Source organism: Gallaecimonas xiamenensis 3-C-1 (assembly GCF_000299915.1).
Taxonomy (GTDB): Bacteria; Pseudomonadota; Gammaproteobacteria; order Enterobacterales; family Gallaecimonadaceae; genus Gallaecimonas; species Gallaecimonas xiamenensis.
Genome location: NZ_AMRI01000006.1, coordinates 150,301 through 166,904, shown reverse-complemented (window position 1 = coordinate 166,904; position 16,604 = coordinate 150,301). Strand labels below are relative to the sequence as shown.

The window sequence follows — 16,604 nt, the reverse complement described above, 5'->3', positions numbered from 1 at the left end:
CCCCCCCCCAGCTGCGCCAGCCACTGGATATGGACCGCTTTTGTCGCCTGGAGCATGTGATGGTTTCCCCCAACGGCGGCGGCTTCAGTGGCGGCACCGATCAGGTATTGGCCATGCTCGGCCACAAGCGCAAGGTGGTGCTGTCCGTGCCGCACTTCAACTTTATGTGCCAGCTGCTGGAAAGCTCTGATTTGGTGGCCATGGTGCCCTCCCGGCTGATACCGGGTACCGGGCTCAAAACACACCCCGTCCCCTTTCAGGCACCTAGCTTCCAGATGGTGATGCTATGGCACGAGAAGCACCATAACGACACCGCCCATCGCTGGCTGCGTCAGTTCATCAGGGACTCCGTTCTCGCGCGCGCAGCACCAGGCTCATGATGTTCCACGTGAAACAGCCTCATTATCTACTTGCATCATGGCGCTTCTTTTTCCTAGGATAGGGCCTCTTACCGACCACCGAGGGTTCGTCCAATGCGCTATTGATACCGCCGTCCTACCGACGGTTTCTCCTTCTTCGCCGCTGACCAGCGCGGAGTCCGAGTACTTGGTATCCATGGAGCTTTGCATGACGACCCCATTCCTGACGTTGGAAAACGTCTCTTATGTGCTGCCTGACGGCAGGACTCTCTTCTCCCAACTCAATGCCCAGATGGACCTGCAACGTTCTGCCCTGGTCGGCCGCAACGGCGTAGGTAAATCCGTCTTAGCGCAACTGCTGGCCGGACTGCGCCAACCCAGCTCCGGCCAATGCAACAGGGGCGGCACCCTCTATTACCTGCCACAGCAACTATTGGTCACACCTGGCCTTACCCTGGCTGGATTGCTGGGGGTTGAGCAGCGTCTACAGGCCCTGGCCCGCATCGAAGCCGGCAGCCTGGACCAAGCCGACTTCGATATTCTCGGCAACGACTGGACCCTGCCTGGACGCCTGCAAAGCCTGCTGGCTCAGAGGGGTTTGGGGCATCTGTCACCGGCCATGGCAGCGGCCGAAGTCAGTGGCGGTGAAGCCATGCAAGTGGCCCTGGCCGGTGCCGTATTGGCTGGCGCCGATTGCTTGATCCTGGATGAACCCACCAATCACCTGGACAGCCGGGCAAGACAGCAGCTACTCAATCAGTTGGAGCAGTGGCAAGGGGCCCTGCTGGTTGTCAGCCATGACCGACAACTGCTGGCAGCCATGGAACGGATCTATGAACTCTCCCCTTTGGGGCTCAGAAGCTATGGCGGCAACTACCAGGACTACCAGCGGCATAAGGAAGAAGAAAGGGCTCAGGTCAACCAACAACTGCAACAGTTGAAACACCAGCGCCGTAAGGAACAACAGCAGCTCCAAGCCCAGAAGGAAAGAATGCACAGACGCCAGGCAACCGCTGCCAAGGCCGACCAAAACCAGGCCAAGATACTGCTGGGTAGACAAAAGCAAGGCAGCCAAAAAACCATGGGTAAGCTGCAACTGCATCAGCAGCAGCGCCGGGAAAAGCTGGAAGGGGATATTGCCGAGGCGGGACGCCGAGTAGAACAGGTGCAACAGATCCACCTGCACTTGGGCACACAACCGCAGGCAACTGGTAGGACTGTACTGAAGCTGGATCAGATAGTGCTGCTACAGGGGCCGCAGCTGGGTCCGTTAAACCTGACCTTGGCCAAGGGGCAACGCCTGGCAGTAGTTGGGGACAACGGCAGTGGCAAGTCCAGCTTGCTGCAGGTGATGGCCGGGACCTTGCCGGCATCGGGCAACCGGCATCTCAACGGTAGGCTGGGTTACCTTGATCAGCAGGCATCCCTGCTGGACCCGGGTCAGTCATTACTGGCGCAGCTACCGGCAAGCCAAGGCAAGGACCAGGGGCAGCTCAGGACCTGGCTAGCCCATATGGGATTCGACGCCCCCAGGCTGGCCGTCGCCTGCGCCGACCTCAGTGGCGGTGAGCGCATCAAGGCTGCCCTTGCCCTGTTGCTGCTCAATGCCGAGCCTCCTGATTTGCTGATCCTGGATGAACCCAGCAACCACCTGGATCTACCCTCGCTGCAGGCCCTGGAATCCTTGCTGAGCCGTTACCAGGGAGCCTTGGTGGTGGTATCTCACGACCAGGATTTTCTCCAGCAGCTAAAGCCAAGTCACAGGCTGAGGCTATCGCCACCAGCCTGGCACTTGGCGCCTTGGTAGTCATGTTTCACGTGAAACAAAAAAAGGCGGGGTATTCCCGCCTTTCTTTCTTAGAGCTGGTTGGCTATCCGAGTCCGGATCTCGCTGAGGCTGGTTTCCTTAACCAGCTTGCCATCCAGGTAAACGGTCTCCAGCAGGCCCTGCTCTTCTTCTTCGGGGCTGACGTCGTCACGCAGCTGCAAGGTGCCGTCCACTTCCACCACCTGCAACAGGCCTCGGGCGGAACGCTTCTGGGTATCGGTCTTGGGCGCCTTGAAGATAGCCAGGGGTTCGCCATCCTTGATGACGTGGGTGGCCTTGACCGCTGAGCCGTGGGTGTCGCGGGTCACGAACTGGTAGCTGTAGGAACCGATGCCCAGCACCACTTTGGAGGCAAAGCCCTTATCCATGAGCCGCTGCAGGATCTGTTGCTGACGCACCAGGGTGATGGCATCACCGTAGATGGCACCGATATGGTCGTCGAGGAGCTTGAAGCCCTTGTCGGTGAGGCTGCCGCCGAAGATGTCCCAGAGGCATTCGATAAGGCCTTTGACCTCGCAGTCCATCAGCTCCTGGCCGGTAAGGTCATGGTAGCTGTCACCAAAGCGCACCGCTTCGAAGCCGTCCTTAGCAGCCAGGGCCTGGGCTTCTTCCAGGGAACCGCATTGGCCGGTGAGAGACTGGGGAGCGACCAAATAGCCAGTGAGGATCTTCACCGGGTCACCGGAGTCGGGGCGGATCACCAGGGTGCCTTCGCGGGCCAGGATCTCTTCTTTGAGTTCCGGCAGGTAACGGGTCACCAGGGTCCAAAAATCCCAGGTATCAGATACCACGCTGAGGATGCCCTTGGGAGATTGTTCCTGCATCAGATAACGGAAGAAGGCGATCTCCCCTTCCAGTATCCAGGAGCAGGTAACGGAGTGTTCGGTGGCGTCCACAGAGCAACCCACCAGTTCCTTGTCCACGTCGGCGTTGTAGTACTGCTCGGCAAAGAGCACGGCGGGAATGGTGTCGGTACCAACAAAGCCGGCTGCCAGGTGGCCAAAGCCACTCATGGCTGCCGCCTGCTTACCGAACATGCCCCTGAAGCTGAAGTCGTGGCCCTGGAAAGGCACCATCTCCAAAGGCAGGCCGGTCTTGGCGGCATAGTCCCGGAACACCTTGAAGTAGGCGGCGGCAGTGGTGGCGCTGGTTTGGATAGGCCAGTTTTCACAGCTCAGCACGGTCTCAATCATGTTGGTGAGCCAGGGGAAATCCGGGTGGGTGTTGACCACCGTCATGGGCGGCACTTGGTAAGGCACCAGGGTGCCCTCAGGCAAGGCCTTGATCTGCAGCGGCAGGTAACCCAGGTCATGGAGGGCTTCGAGGTAGCTGACGTCCACCTGGTAACCCAGCATGGCACTCAGGATGCGCTTATGGCGGCCCACGGCCTCAGCCTTGGGCATCTTGAAGAAGCTGTCCCATTCCTCCATCAGGTAGCTTTTGATGAAGTACTGAAGGCCCACGAAAGCCACCTTGTCACAACCGGGTACATTGGCGTTCTTGCCGCTGCGGGAGGTGAAGTTGGCGTAGACCCGGGTCACCTCCGGGTGGTAGGCACGACCGTGAAATTCCTTGTAGACGTCTTTTTGCATGCTGGGGGCGATGATGCTCATGATTAGCTCCTTGCTTCGAATCGGGCGTACTGGACCAGGCCTTCGAGGCCGTCCTGGTTGCGGATGGAGTCGGTGGTGAAGATGTCGTCGATAAGGCCGGCAAAGGGGGCCAGGCCCTTGGAAAAGATGCCGTGGGTCACGTAGAGCCCTATGCTCCCTGCCCCTTTCTCCTTTAGCACTTTGGCCAGCTCGATAAAGGTACGGCCCCCGTCACAGATGTCGTCGAGGATCAGCAGATTCTTGCCGGCCACATCGGCGTCCACTTCGGTAGCCAGGATCTGCCCTGAGACTGGGTCCCGCTTCTTGCTGGCTTGGATGACGCCGGCTTCGATGCCTTGCAGGTGCAGCTGGGCAGCCACCTGGCCAATCTTGGCGCTGGCCCCCTTGTCGGGTGCCACCAGCATGGCTTGATGGGTCTGCAGCCAATCGGTCAGGGCGGCAAACTCACCCACCAATTGCGCCTGGCTGACCCCGTCGTTGCCCAGCAGTTGTTGGCTGACGGCAGAATGCAGATCCCAGCTCTCGATGCTATCGAAACCCGCCCCTTTAAGGAGTTTGGCCATCAGTTCGACGCCGAAGGCTTCGCCCGGTACACAGACCCGGTCTTGGCGGGCATAGGGGAAGTACGGCACCAGCAGCGCTTTGCTGGCCCGGGGGGCGAGGCGGTCAAGGGCGTCCTTGATCAGCAGCAGCCGCATCACCGCCGCTGAGTCGGCCAGACGGATGCTGACCTCAATGCTGCGCAGGCTTTCCCATGGCGCCGGGGCAAAGCGGATATGCTCTTCGCCACCGGAGAAGCACCAGCTGTCCAGGTGCAGGGGGTGTTGCTGCCCTTGGTGGTCTATCCCTGTCACTTTCATCTTCAACTCCTTGTGAATGTCTCTTAGTGTCTTAGTGACACTTAATCTAGTGCACTCAGCTCCCGGGTGCAAGACTTTTATTGTCCCTAAGACAATTTATCAATTCAGCACTCCAGATTGCGGCTGAATCTGTAGTGGGCGGCGCCGGGCAATACCCGGTACAACTTGGCCGGCCGCCCTACTTCCACCCGGTTCTCGCCGGTGGCTTCCAGTACCTGTGCCTGTTCTATGCGACGGCGAAAGGACTTCTTCTGAAGGGGCTGCCCCAAAATAGCTTCATGGATCTCCTGGAGCTCGGTGAGGGTAAAGCTTTCAGGCAGGGCAAAGGCCGCCACCAGGCTATAAAGAGCCTTCTGGCGCAGCCTATCTTGGGCCAGGGCAATAAGCTGTTGGTGGTCAAAGGCCAGGGGCAGGGGTAAGGCGTCCAGGGCAAACCAGGCGGCCTCTTCCACTGTGCTGGCCTGGGTCAGGCCTTGGCGGCACGGCATCAGGGCATAGAAGGCCAGGGTGATGGACCAGCCCCGTTTATCACGGCTAGCGTTACCCACACCGCCCAGCTGCTCCAGATAGGGAGCACGGACGCCGGTCTTGGCCTCCAGGTTGCGCTGGGCGCAGGCTTCCAGATCCCGGTCCTGCTCCAGGTCGATAAAACCTCCCGGCAGCCCCCAAAGGCCCTTGTCGGGATGGCTGGCCCTTTTCACCAACAACACCTTGAGCTCGCCGGCCACCACCGAAAACAGCACGCTGTCGACACAGGTCAACGGCAGGGGGTAACGGCGGATATCGTAGCGCTCCAGGTACTGGGCTTCGGTCAGCTCGGAAGACTGGGGTTCGGCCATAACAATTCCTTGTGGGTTTACACCTATCAAAAAGGGGGCCTAAGCCCCCTCTTTCACTGCAACGGCACCGGCACCGGGGTGCCAGAGGCCACTTATACGTCCAGGTTGGCCACTTTCAGGGCGTTGGTCTCGATGAAGTCGCGGCGCGGCTCCACGTGATCGCCCATCAGGGTGGTGAACAGCTGGTCGGCGGCCACGGCGTCTTCAATCCGTACCCGCAGCATGCGGCGCACTTCCGGGTCCATGGTGGTTTCCCAGAGCTGATCGGGGTTCATCTCGCCCAGACCCTTGTAACGCTGGACATAGAGGCCACGGCGGCTCTCGTTCATCAGCCAGGTCAGAGCCTGTTCGAAGGTTTTGACCGGTTGCTTGCGCTCGCCGCGCTGCACGTAGCCACCTTCTTCGATGAGGTTGTGGATAGCCTCGCCCAGGGCCACCAGCTTGCCGTACTCGGCAGAGGCGAAGAAGTCGGGACCGAAGCGGTACTCGTGGTCCACACCGTGGGTACGGATGGTGAAACGGGGTACCCAGAGGCTGCGTTCCACGTCTTCCACCAGGTCGGCCAGGTAAGTGGAGCCGGACAGCTCCTTGCCGTTGAGAACGGCCACCAGCTGGGCCAGCCACTGCTCGGCCTTGGCCTTGTCCTTGAGATCTTCGACCTTCAGGGCCAGGTGGTAAATCATTTCACGGGTGACCGCCGCCGGGTATTTGCGGGACAGCCGCTCAATCATGTTTTCCACGTCGCGGAACTGGGTCACCATGGTTTCCAGGGCCAGGCCAGCGATGGCCGGGGCGTCGGCGTTGACGTGCAGCTCGGCGTTTTCCAGGGCGATGGCGGTCAGGTACTGGGTCATGGCCACATCGTCCTTGATGTACTGCTCCTGCTTGCCCTTCTTGACCTTATAGAGAGGCGGCTGGGCGATATAGATGTAGCCACGCTCTACCAGCTCAGGCATTTGGCGATAGAAGAAGGTCAGCAGCAGGGTACGGATGTGGGAGCCGTCCACGTCGGCATCGGTCATGATGATGATGCTGTGGTAGCGCAGCTTGTCCGGATCGTACTCGTCGCGGCCGATACCGCAGCCCAGGGCGGTGATCAGGGTGGCCACTTCCTGGGACGACAGCATCTTGTCGAAGCGGGCCTTCTCGACGTTGAGGATCTTACCCTTGAGGGGCAGGATGGCCTGGTTCTTACGGTTGCGGCCCTGCTTGGCGCTACCGCCCGCAGAGTCACCCTCCACTATGTAGAGTTCGGACAGTGCCGGGTCTTTTTCCTGGCAGTCGGCCAGTTTGCCGGGCAAGCCGGCCAAGTCCAGGGCGCCCTTGCGGCGGGTCATTTCGCGGGCCTTGCGGGCCGCTTCCCGGGCACGGGCGGCGTCGATGATCTTGGTAACGACAGTCTTGGCGTCGTTGGGGTTTTCCAGCAGGTACTCCTGGAATTTCTCGGCCATGGCCGATTCCACGGCGGATTTCACCTCGGAGGAGACCAGTTTGTCTTTGGTCTGGCTGGAGAACTTGGGATCCGGCACCTTGACCGAGATAACGGCGGTCAGGCCTTCACGGGAGTCGTCGCCGGTGGTGCTGATCTTGGCCTTCTTGGCATGGCCTTCCGCTTCCATGTAGTTGTTCATGGTGCGGGTCAGGGCGGCCCGGAAGCCGGCCAGGTGGGTACCACCGTCGCGCTGGGGAATGTTGTTGGTAAAGCAGTAGAGGTTCTCCTGGAAGGAGTCGTTCCACTGCATGGCCACTTCCACGGAAATGCCGTCTTCACGCTCCAGGGTGAAATGGAACACCTTGGGGTGGATAGGGGTCTTGTTGCGGTTCAGGTAGTCGACGAAGGCCTGGATGCCACCTTGATACATAAAGTGGTCGCTGCGATCGTCACGCTCGTCCAGCAGGCGGATGGATACGCCGGAGTTCAGGAAGGACAGCTCACGCAGGCGCTTGGCCAGGATGTCGTAATGGAACAGGGTGTCGGAGAAGATGGTGGGGCTGGGCCAGAAGCGGATCTCGGTACCTGTGCTCTGGGCTTCGCCGATCACGTCCAGGGGTGCCTGGGGTTCACCCAGGTGGTAGATCTGCTGGTGCACCTTGCCCTTGCGGCGGATGGTCAGCTCCAGCTTGTCGGACAGGGCGTTCACCACCGACACACCCACGCCGTGCAGACCACCGGACACCTTATAGGAGTTGTCGTCGAACTTACCGCCGGCGTGCAGCACGGTCATGATGACTTCGGCGGCACTCTTGCCTTCTTCGTGTTGCTCGGTCGGGATACCCCGGCCGTCGTCGCGGACAGAGACGGAACCGTCAGCGTGGATGGTCACCACGATGTCGTTACAGTGGCCAGCCAGGGCCTCGTCGATGGAGTTATCCACGACCTCGAACACCATGTGGTGCAGGCCTGAGCCGTCGTCGGTGTCACCGATGTACATGCCAGGACGTTTGCGTACCGCGTCCAGTCCCTTCAGGACCTTGATACTCGAGGAATCGTACTCGTTCGCCATTATCCGTCTCTCTTTTTATCCGTCAGCTCCGCCAAGGCGGCCCTGTTTCACGTGAAACAGCCGCACATCGCTCAGCGGCGCTACCATGTCATCTACTTTGTCTGCATCTATGGCCGTCACAAAGACTTGAGCCTGGGTATCGGCCAGAGCGGTGGTCAGTGCCAGTCGCTTGTCGCCATCCAGTTCGGCGGGCAAATCGTCGATGAGAAAACTCACCTGCCGTTGCCTTTTGTCCTTGAGCAAGGCGGCCTGGGCCAGTTTCAGGGCGCAGACCAGCAGCTTCAGTTCCCCTCGGGAGAAAAACTCCTGGACCGGAATGCCATCAACCTTGATGCGCAAATCGGCCTTGTGTGGACCGGCCTGGGTAAAGCCCAGGGCCTGGTCCCGCTCGAACTGCTGCTGCAAGACCCCATCCAGGGGCAGGGACTTGTCCCAGCCCTGGGCAAATTCCAGGCTCACCTGGTATTGGGGCAGCAGCCGTTCCAGCATGGGTGCCAGGGCGGGCAGCAACTCTGCCACGTAAGCTTGCCGCAGGGCCGTTAACTGGCCGCTGTACCGGGCAAACTCCCCGTCCCAATAAGACAGCTCATCATACCTTTTTGGGCGCCGTTTGAGCAGCGCATTTCGCTGTTTGAGGAGTCTTTTTACCCTGGACCAGCAGCCCAGGAAGGCGCTTTCCACATGAAAGACCCCCCAATCGATGAATTGCCGGCGGTTAGCTGGGCCACCGGTGAGCAGATCGAAGCTTTCCGGGGTGATCAGTTGCAGGGGCAGCACTTCGGCAAAGGCAGCCAGACGGTCGGGGTTCTCCCCGTCCAGGCGCAGGCTGAGGTTCCCTGCCCTGTCCCGCTGCATACCTAGCTGGTGAGCCCTGTCCCCTTCTTCCTTACGGGCAAACAGCAGGAAGTCGCCTTGGCCGTCCTGAATGGCCCTGGCGGCCTGGTGGGTGCGAAAGGAACGGCCTAGGCCAAGGAAGTGCAGCCCTTCAAGGATAGCGGTCTTACCGCTGCCATTGGGGCCCACAATACAGTTGAAGCCCGGACCGGGCTCCAACTGCAGGCTGTCGATGTTGCGAAAACGCTCTAAAGCGAAACGGCTGACGCTCAAAAACCGCCCCCGTTACAGGCGCATGGGCATGACCACATAAACGGCTTCGTCAGACTGGGCGTCTTCAATGAGGGTACTGGAATTGGCATCACCGAAGGCCAGCTGCACCCTGTCGCATTTGAGGGTGTTGAGCACGTCGAGGATATAGCTGACGTTGAAGCCGATCTCCAGGGCCGCGCCTTGGTAGTCCACTTCCAGGTGCTCTTCGGCTTCTTCCTGCTCTGGGTTGTTGGCGGTGATTTTCAACTCACTGCCGTCCAGATTCAGGCGCACGCCGCGAAACTTCTCGTTGGACAGGATAGAAGCGCGGGCAAAGGCCTGGCGCAGCACTTCCCGGTCCCCTTGCAGGCGGTTGTCGGCCTGGCGGGGCAATACCCGGCGGTAGTCGGGGAAGCGGCCGTCCACCAGCTTGGAGGTGAAGGTGAAGTCGTCGGTGATCACCCGGATATGGTTGGCACCGATCTGCACCTTGACCAGGGCGTCGTCGTGGTTGAGCAGCCGCACCAGCTCCAGCACACCCTTGCGGGGCACTATCACCTGGTGTTCGGGCAGGTTGACGCCGTCGATGATCTGGTAGGCCATGGCCAGGCGGTGGCCGTCGGTAGAAACGGTGCGCAGCTTGTTGTGCTCGGTTTCAAACAGCATGCCGTTGAGGTAGTAACGGACATCCTGGTTGGCCATGGAAAAATGGGTGGAGTCAATCAGCTTGCGCAGGCTGCTCTGGGCAGTGACGAACTCGATGTCGCTCTGCCAGGCATCGATGTTGGGGTAGTCTTCCGCCGCCAGGGTAGACAGGGAGAAACGGCTGCGACCGGAGCGAACAAGTAAGCGCTCACCATCTACATCTACCTTTATTTCTGCACCGTCTGGCAGGCCACGGATAATATCCACCAGCTTTTTGGCCGGCACCGTGATGCGGCCGTTATGGCTGGCGTCGGTGAGGGTCAGCTGGCCTATCAGTTCTACTTCGAGGTCGGTACCGGTCAAAGACAGCAGGCCGTCATTCACCTCGATCAGCACGTTGGCCAGGATCGGTAAGGTATGACGGCGCTCGACGGCGCCTGCGACCTGTTGCAAAGGCCGGAGGAGTTGTTCCCTGTTAATGACAAATTTCATGACCGATTTCCGCTATCAGGAAGACAAGGTTCGGATCAGGTTGGCGTAGTCTTCTTTAATGTCGTGGGAGCTTTCACGCAGCTCCTGAATTTTACGACAGGCATGGAGCACTGTCGTATGGTCCCTGCCCCCAAAGGCATCCCCGATTTCGGGGAGGCTGTGGTTGGTCAGTTCCTTGGCCAGGGCCATGGCCAACTGGCGCGGCCTGGCAACGGAACGGGACCGCCGCTTGGAGAGCAGATCCGCCACTTTGATCTTGTAATACTCTGCAACGGTTTTCTGTATGTTGTCGATGGTTACCAGCTTTTCCTGCAAGGCCAGCAGGTCGCGAAGGGCCTCACGGACAAAGTCGATGGTGATGGCGCGGCCGGTGAAATTGGCGTTGGCGATAACCCGGTTCAGGGCCCCTTCCAGCTCGCGGACATTGGAACGCAGGCGCTTGGCCACGAAGAAGGCCACCTCGTCAGAGAGGTGGATGCCGTGCTCTTCGGCCTTGCGCATCAAGATGGCAACCCGGGTTTCCAGCTCCGGCGGCTCTATGGCCACGGTCAGGCCCCAGCCGAAGCGGGACTTGAGCCTGTCCTCGACACCGTCAATCTCTTTGGGATAGCGGTCGGAGGTGAGGATGATCTGCTGGTTACCTTCCAACAAGGCATTGAAGGTGTGGAAGAACTCCTCCTGGGAGCGCTCCTTGTTGGCAAAGAATTGGATGTCGTCGATCAGCAGGGCGTCGACGCTGCGGTAGTAGCGCTTGAACTCTTCAATGGCGTTGTTCTGCAGGGCACGGACCATGTCCTGCACGAAGCGCTCGGAGTGCATGTACACCACCTTGGCGCCGGGCTTGTTGGCCAGGATAGTGTTGCCGACGGCGTACAAAAGGTGGGTCTTACCCAGGCCGGTACCGCCGTAGAGGAACAGCGGGTTATAGGCATTGCCGGGGTTGTCGGCCACCTGGCCGGCAGCGGCGCGGGCCAGCTGGTTGGACTTACCTTCGACGAAGTTGTCGAAGGTGTAGACGGGATTGATGTTGGAGCGGTACTGGACGTCGGGTTCCGGCTGCTGGGCAGGCTGTTGCCAACTGGGCACCAGCTTGGGCTTGGCCGGGGTATTGGGGCGCGGGGCGGCCTGCTGAGGAGCCTGGGCCTGGGGAAGGCTGCCGTTGCTGGCCAGCTTGCGTGAGCCCACCTCAAAATAAAGGGACGGGGCATCCTGGCCGCAAAGCTCACCCAGCAACTCGTTGATACGGCCCATGTATTTGTCCCGTACCCAGTCCAGTACGAAACGGTTGGGGGCAAACAGCGTCAGTACTTCGTCACCCAGCTCTACCTGAAGAGGACGGATCCACATGCTGAATTGCTGAGTTGGCAACTCATCCTGCAGCCTATCCAGACATTGCTGCCAAAGCGACGATCCCACGCTGACACTCCCCAAATAAAAGTCCGTCATTGTACCTGTTGTGCCGTCCCTTCGACACCTTTCACGCAGCGAAAAAGCGCCCTCCCAAGCGGGTTGGCCCGGGATGCATCACTACGGGGATCTAGAAGGACGGCAGGAAGGACATTGTTGACCACTAAGGGCGTCGAGATCAACCAGGATCATCAGGATCGTTACATTGATCCCAGGCTGATCTAGAATGTGCTGCGCCGAAAGAAAGGAGCCTGTGCAGATTTGACGCACTTAGGTGGGCTCTGTATAATTCGGCCTCTTTTTGTGGGCACTCCGCGGGGGCCAGATGGCCAATCCATCAAGCGGTACCCTGTGGTTTAACACTGACCGACGGAAATAACTATGCAACGTACTTTTCAACCCAGCGTAATCAAGCGCAAGCGTGACCACGGTTTCCGTGCTCGCATGGCAACCAAAAACGGCCGCAAGGTACTGGCTCGTCGCCGTGCCAAAGGTCGTGCTCGCCTGTCTGCCTGATCACTTGAGTGCCCAGCACAATCAAGTGTCCAAGCTGACCTATAGCCGGGAGTTACGTCTGTTAACTCCCGCGCATTTTCAAAGGGTTTTCGACAACCCTGTTCGCGCCTCCTCCCCCGAAGTCACCCTTTTAGCCCGCCATAACGATCTGGGTCATGCCAGATTGGGGCTGACAATCGCCCGTAAACAGGTTAAAAAAGCGACTTCCCGGAACCGTCTGAAACGGCTGACCAGGGAGTACGTGCGGTTACGTCAGGCGTCCTTACCCGATGCCGACGTCATCGTCATCGTCAAAAAACCTGCCCAGTTTCTGGAAAACAGTGACTACGTGGCCTTGGTGGACCGTTTATGGAAACTCTTGGCAAAGCGCTTGGCGCATGCCTGATCCTGCCCATCAGGCTCTACCAGCTGCTGCTCAGTCCCCTGTTGGGGCCGAACTGCCGCTTCACGCCGACCTGTTCCCATTACGCCATCCTCGCCATTAAACGCCACGGTCCCTTGAAAGGGAGTTGGTTGGCGGGCCGCAGGATACTAAAATGCCACCCTCGTCATCCCGGTGGTCATGATCCGGTTCCCGAACGCAAAACAAGAGAACATTAATCCATGGAATCCCAACGCTCCCTGTTGTTCTTCGGTTTGCTGGCGGTCAGCTTTTTGCTGTTCTCCGCCTGGCAGGAAGACCAGGCTCCCAAGCCGGCCCCCGCCGCCGTCACCGAAACCGTGCCGGCCGCAGGCACCGACTACCTGCCCAAGTCTGATGCAGCCGACGTAGTGCAGAGCGCTGCTGCGCCCTCTGAGTCCCGCATCATCCACTTTGGCAACGACGTCCTGTCCCTGGCCGTTGACACCCGTGGTGGCGACATCGTTGACGCCCAGCTGGACAAGTTCGCCGCCACCCAGGGCAGCGAGGAGCGTTTCGAGCTGCTGACCCGCACCAGCGACTTTGCCTACCTGGCCATGAGCGGCACCGTAGGCAATGACGGCGCCGACACCCGTGGCCGTGCCCGCCCCATCTACAACGCCGCCGAGCCTGTTACCCTGGCTGACGGCAGCCAGCAACTGGTGCTGAGCTACCAGGACGCCAAAGGGGTCACCTTCAAGAAGACCATGACCCTGGCTCCCGGCAAATACGTGGTCAACACCCTGGTGGAAGTACAGAACGGCAGCACCCAGCCCCTGGTACTGGAGCCTTTCGTGCAGATCCTGCGCTCCAACCACGAGCCTGATGGCGGCGCCTTCATGGCTCACTCCTATACCGGTGCCGTGTATTCCACCGAAGAGAAGAAATACGAGAAGTACAGCTTCGACGATTTCAAAAAGCGTGACCTCAAGCTGGCCACCGACAACGGTTGGGTCGCCATGCTGCAGCACTATTTCGTGACTGCCTGGGCGCCCAAGTCCAACACCGACATGCTGTTCTACACCCAACAGGCGGGTGACAAAGCCATCATCGGTGCCAAGACCCTGCCGGTGACCATAGCTCCCCAAGGCAGCACCAGCCTGAGCGCCGACCTCTACGTTGGCCCCAAAGACCAGGACGCCATGGCCGCAGTGGCCCCGCGCCTGGAGAAGACCGTGGACTACGGCATACTGTGGTTTATCGGTGAGCTGCTGTTCTGGCTGCTCAAGCACCTCCATGCGCTGGTGACCAACTGGGGCTTTGCCATCATCCTGCTGACCCTGATTGTGCGTGGTGCCATGTACCCGCTGACCAAGGCCCAGTACACCTCCATGGCCAAGATGCGCGCCCTGCAGCCCAAGCTGACCGCCCTGAAAGAGCGCTACGGTGACGATCGCCAGCGCATGTCCCAGGCGATGATGGAGCTGTACAAGAAAGAGAAGGTCAACCCCCTGGGTGGCTGCTTCCCGCTGCTGCTGCAGATGCCGATCTTCATTGCCCTGTACTGGGTGCTGCAAGAATCTGTGGAACTGCGCCACGCACCCTTCATGCTGTGGATCACCGACCTGTCCGCCAAAGACCCCTTCTTTGTGCTGCCGGTACTGTTCGTGCTGTCCATGTGGGTGACCCAGAAACTGCAACCCAGCACCATCGCCGACCCCATGCAGCAGAAAGTGATGCAGCTGATGCCGGTGATGATGGGTGCCTTCTTCGCCTTCTTCCCGTCCGGCCTTGTGCTGTACTGGTTGGTGAGCAACCTGGTGTCCATCACCCAGCAGCTCATCATCTACAAGGGCCTGGAAAAGAAAGGCCTGAAGTAACAAAAGGGCGGCGCAAGCCGCCTTTTTTGTAAGGAGTCCGCCATGTCAGAGACCATAGCCGCCATCGCCACCGCCACCGGCCGGGGTGGGGTAGGTATCATCCGCGTCTCGGGCCCCCAGGCCGCCGCCGTGGCCCAGGCCCGCCTGGGCACCCTGCCCAAGGCCCGCTACGCCCATTACGGCAACTTCCTGGACCAGGACGGCACCGTGCTGGACCAGGGCATAGCCCTGTATTTCCCCGGCCCCAACAGCTTCACCGGCGAAGATGTCCTGGAACTGCAGGGCCACGGTGGCCCGGTGATCCTCGACATGCTGCTAAAAGCGGTGTTGTCGGTGCCTGGCCTACGCCTGGCCCGCCCCGGTGAGTTTTCCGAACGGGCCTTCTTGAACGACAAGCTGGACCTGGCCCAGGCCGAGGCCATCGCCGACCTTATCGAAGCCAGCTCCGAACAGGCGGCCCGCAGCGCCGTGCACTCCTTGCAGGGGGACTTCTCCCGGCGTATCCAGGGCCTGGTGGAATCCCTTATCCACCTGCGCATCTATGTCGAAGCGGCCATCGACTTTCCCGAGGAGGAGATTGATTTCCTCTCCGACGGCAAAGTAGCCGGGGATCTTGCAGGCATCCGCGCCGAACTGGCGGCAGTCAAGGCCAGCGCCCGCCAAGGTAGCCTGCTGCGGGACGGCATGCGGGTGGTGATAGCCGGCCGCCCCAATGCCGGTAAATCGAGCCTGCTCAACGCCCTGGCCGGCCAGGAGCTGGCTATCGTCACCGACATCGCCGGTACCACCCGTGACGTGCTGCGCGAGCATATCCATATCGACGGCATGCCCCTGCACATCATCGACACCGCCGGCCTGCGGGACACCGGGGATGCGGTAGAGAAGATCGGCATAGAACGGGCCTGGGCGGAAATCGACAAGGCCGACCGAGTGCTGTTCATGGTGGATGCCCTGGATACCGACGCCACCGATCCCCACGCCATCTGGCCAGACTTTGTGGACCGGCTGCCAAACAGCCTGGGCATCACAGTGGTGCGCAACAAAGTGGAGCTGACCGGCGAAACCCCCGGCTTCGAAGACGGCATAGTGCGGTTGTCGGCCAAGACCGGGGCCGGGGTCGAGGCCCTGCGTGACCACCTCAAGGCGCTGATGGGCTTTGAAGGGGCCACCGAAGGCAGCTTCCTGGCCCGGCGCCGCCACCTGGAGGCCCTGGACAGCGCCGAAGGCCACCTGGACACCGGCGAAGAGCAGCTGCACGGCTTTGCCGCCGGCGAGATCCTGGCCGAGGAACTGCGCCTGGCGCAGCTGGCCCTGAGCGAGATCACCGGGGAATTCAGCTCCGACGACCTGCTGGGGCGTATCTTCTCCAGCTTCTGTATCGGTAAATAGGTAAGGCGCCATGTGGATCCCCTGTAGCGATGCGATGCCTGCAGATTTGGCGGTCGTCGTTGTGCTCTACCAGGGCGTTTGGCCCCACAGGGGCAACGGCGGCATAACCGATCTCTATGCGGTTGGGGGGAATTGGGTCCAGGTACCGCAAGGGGTTGTGGTGGTAGCCTGGATGCCGATACCCGACACCTCGGCCTTGCCGCTTTAACCAGAGCGGGTCTCAAACGGCGTGACAGGGAGGTCACAATGTTGAAGTCGATACTGAATGTTGTCTTATGGCTGATACTGGCAGCCCTGCTGCTTTGGAACCTGTCGGCGGTCCTTACCGACGCCTGGGCCCAAGGCAAAGGTGACCTGTTGAGCAGCCTCAGCAACCTAGGCAGGGTTACCTTCGAACACGCCCTGGGGCCCTTGGCCATCGCAGCATTCCTGGCCATGACAACGTTTCTCAGCGCCAGGTATAGGCAACGCCACCACAATCGCCTGTTAAAGCGCTTTCCCACACTGCACCAGGCCGACTACCTGCCCAACGCCCAGCAACCGCAACTGGCCATTTGCCCAGAGGTATTGCTGCTTTACCGGGAAGGGACCCCGGACCTTATCTGCACCGGCTCCCTCTGTTCCCTCTTTCTGGGTTGGGAGCATGACCAAGCCTATCTCAGGGCAGGCTACCTGGACGGAAGCGCCCTTCGCTACCATCTGCCCACTACTACCTCCTGGTTTGACTACCAAGACGCCTTGAACCGGGCTCTGCGTCGCCACTGCCCGGCCGTGGTCTTTTTCTCCGGGGAGCAAGCCGCGCCAAGTCCTTGAGGTAAATCCAATCAACTCAAGCTAAGATGGGGG

Annotated in this window: 16 protein-coding genes; 9 read left to right on the top strand and 7 right to left on the bottom strand. The window is 60.2% G+C overall.

From position 1 onward, the window contains the following. Together B3C1_RS06055 and B3C1_RS06050 are read left to right on the top strand one after the other, a co-directional pair. Positions 1 to 380: LysR substrate-binding domain-containing protein (locus tag B3C1_RS06055; protein WP_008483592.1), on the top strand; the 380-nt coding region annotated here is incomplete at its 5' end. A 187-nt stretch (positions 381 to 567) separates the two neighbouring features. Further along, positions 568 to 2,166, top strand: a complete 1,599-nt coding sequence (locus tag B3C1_RS06050; RefSeq protein ID WP_008483591.1) for an ATP-binding cassette domain-containing protein — start codon at positions 568 to 570, stop codon at positions 2,164 to 2,166. 50 nt (positions 2,167 to 2,216) lie between these two features. Here B3C1_RS06050 and B3C1_RS06045 read toward each other — a convergent pair whose 3' ends face one another. The 7 genes from B3C1_RS06045 to dnaA all read right to left on the bottom strand — a co-directional run bounded on the left by B3C1_RS06045 (position 2,217) and on the right by dnaA (position 11,642). After that, positions 2,217 to 3,800, bottom strand: a complete 1,584-nt coding sequence (locus B3C1_RS06045; protein ID WP_008483589.1) for a nicotinate phosphoribosyltransferase — start codon at positions 3,798 to 3,800, stop codon at positions 2,217 to 2,219. A gap of 2 nt (positions 3,801 to 3,802) precedes the next feature. Continuing rightward, entirely contained in the window at positions 3,803 to 4,660 is an 858-nt protein-coding gene (gene prs / locus B3C1_RS06040; protein ID WP_008483588.1) for a ribose-phosphate diphosphokinase, read from the bottom strand. A 104-nt stretch (positions 4,661 to 4,764) separates the two neighbouring features. Next, on the bottom strand, positions 4,765 to 5,499 hold the full coding sequence (locus tag B3C1_RS06035; protein WP_008483586.1) for an NUDIX hydrolase: 735 nt from the start codon (positions 5,497 to 5,499) through the stop codon (positions 4,765 to 4,767). A gap of 92 nt (positions 5,500 to 5,591) precedes the next feature. Next, positions 5,592 to 8,003, bottom strand: coding sequence for a DNA topoisomerase (ATP-hydrolyzing) subunit B (gene gyrB, locus B3C1_RS06030; protein ID WP_008483585.1), 2,412 nt, complete (start codon positions 8,001 to 8,003; stop codon positions 5,592 to 5,594). A 15-nt stretch (positions 8,004 to 8,018) separates the two neighbouring features. Next, the gene (recF, locus tag B3C1_RS06025; protein WP_008483583.1) at positions 8,019 to 9,110 is read right to left on the bottom strand and encodes a DNA replication/repair protein RecF; all 1,092 of its coding nucleotides are present in this window, start codon (positions 9,108 to 9,110) and stop codon (positions 8,019 to 8,021) included. 12 nt (positions 9,111 to 9,122) lie between these two features. After that, the gene (gene dnaN / locus B3C1_RS06020) at positions 9,123 to 10,226 is read right to left on the bottom strand and encodes a DNA polymerase III subunit beta (RefSeq protein WP_008483582.1); all 1,104 of its coding nucleotides are present in this window, start codon (positions 10,224 to 10,226) and stop codon (positions 9,123 to 9,125) included. Between the two features lie 15 nt (positions 10,227 to 10,241). Next, positions 10,242 to 11,642 (bottom strand): chromosomal replication initiator protein DnaA, encoded by a 1,401-nt coding sequence (gene dnaA, locus B3C1_RS06015; RefSeq protein ID WP_008483581.1) that lies wholly within the window; start codon positions 11,640 to 11,642, stop codon positions 10,242 to 10,244. Between the two features lie 372 nt (positions 11,643 to 12,014). Here dnaA and rpmH point away from each other — a divergent pair, with 372 nt between their 5' ends. The 7 genes from rpmH to B3C1_RS05990 are packed head-to-tail and all read left to right on the top strand — an operon-like array spanning position 12,015 to position 16,571. Further along, positions 12,015 to 12,149 carry a 50S ribosomal protein L34 gene (gene rpmH, locus B3C1_RS19705; RefSeq protein ID WP_008483580.1) on the top strand — a complete coding sequence of 45 codons (135 nt, stop codon included), beginning with the start codon at positions 12,015 to 12,017 and terminating at the stop codon, positions 12,147 to 12,149. 25 nt (positions 12,150 to 12,174) lie between these two features. Continuing rightward, positions 12,175 to 12,534 carry a ribonuclease P protein component gene (gene rnpA, locus B3C1_RS06010; protein ID WP_035481299.1) on the top strand — a complete coding sequence of 120 codons (360 nt, stop codon included), beginning with the start codon at positions 12,175 to 12,177 and terminating at the stop codon, positions 12,532 to 12,534. Then, complete coding sequence (gene yidD, locus B3C1_RS19700; protein WP_008483578.1) at positions 12,498 to 12,749, top strand: membrane protein insertion efficiency factor YidD; 252 nt, start codon at positions 12,498 to 12,500, stop codon at positions 12,747 to 12,749. Before rnpA ends, yidD begins: the two co-directional genes overlap by 37 nt. Before the next feature lie 3 nt (positions 12,750 to 12,752). Then, on the top strand, positions 12,753 to 14,369 hold the full coding sequence (gene yidC / locus B3C1_RS06005; protein WP_008483577.1) for a membrane protein insertase YidC: 1,617 nt from the start codon (positions 12,753 to 12,755) through the stop codon (positions 14,367 to 14,369). Between the two features lie 42 nt (positions 14,370 to 14,411). Beyond that, positions 14,412 to 15,758, top strand: coding sequence for a tRNA uridine-5-carboxymethylaminomethyl(34) synthesis GTPase MnmE (gene mnmE / locus B3C1_RS06000; protein WP_008483576.1), 1,347 nt, complete (start codon positions 14,412 to 14,414; stop codon positions 15,756 to 15,758). A gap of 10 nt (positions 15,759 to 15,768) precedes the next feature. Next, positions 15,769 to 15,966, top strand: coding sequence for a DUF551 domain-containing protein (locus B3C1_RS20840; protein WP_008483574.1), 198 nt, complete (start codon positions 15,769 to 15,771; stop codon positions 15,964 to 15,966). Positions 15,967 to 16,004: 38 nt separating this feature from the next. Further along, complete coding sequence (locus B3C1_RS05990) at positions 16,005 to 16,571, top strand: hypothetical protein (RefSeq protein WP_008483573.1); 567 nt, start codon at positions 16,005 to 16,007, stop codon at positions 16,569 to 16,571. Positions 16,572 to 16,604 lie beyond the last annotated feature (33 nt).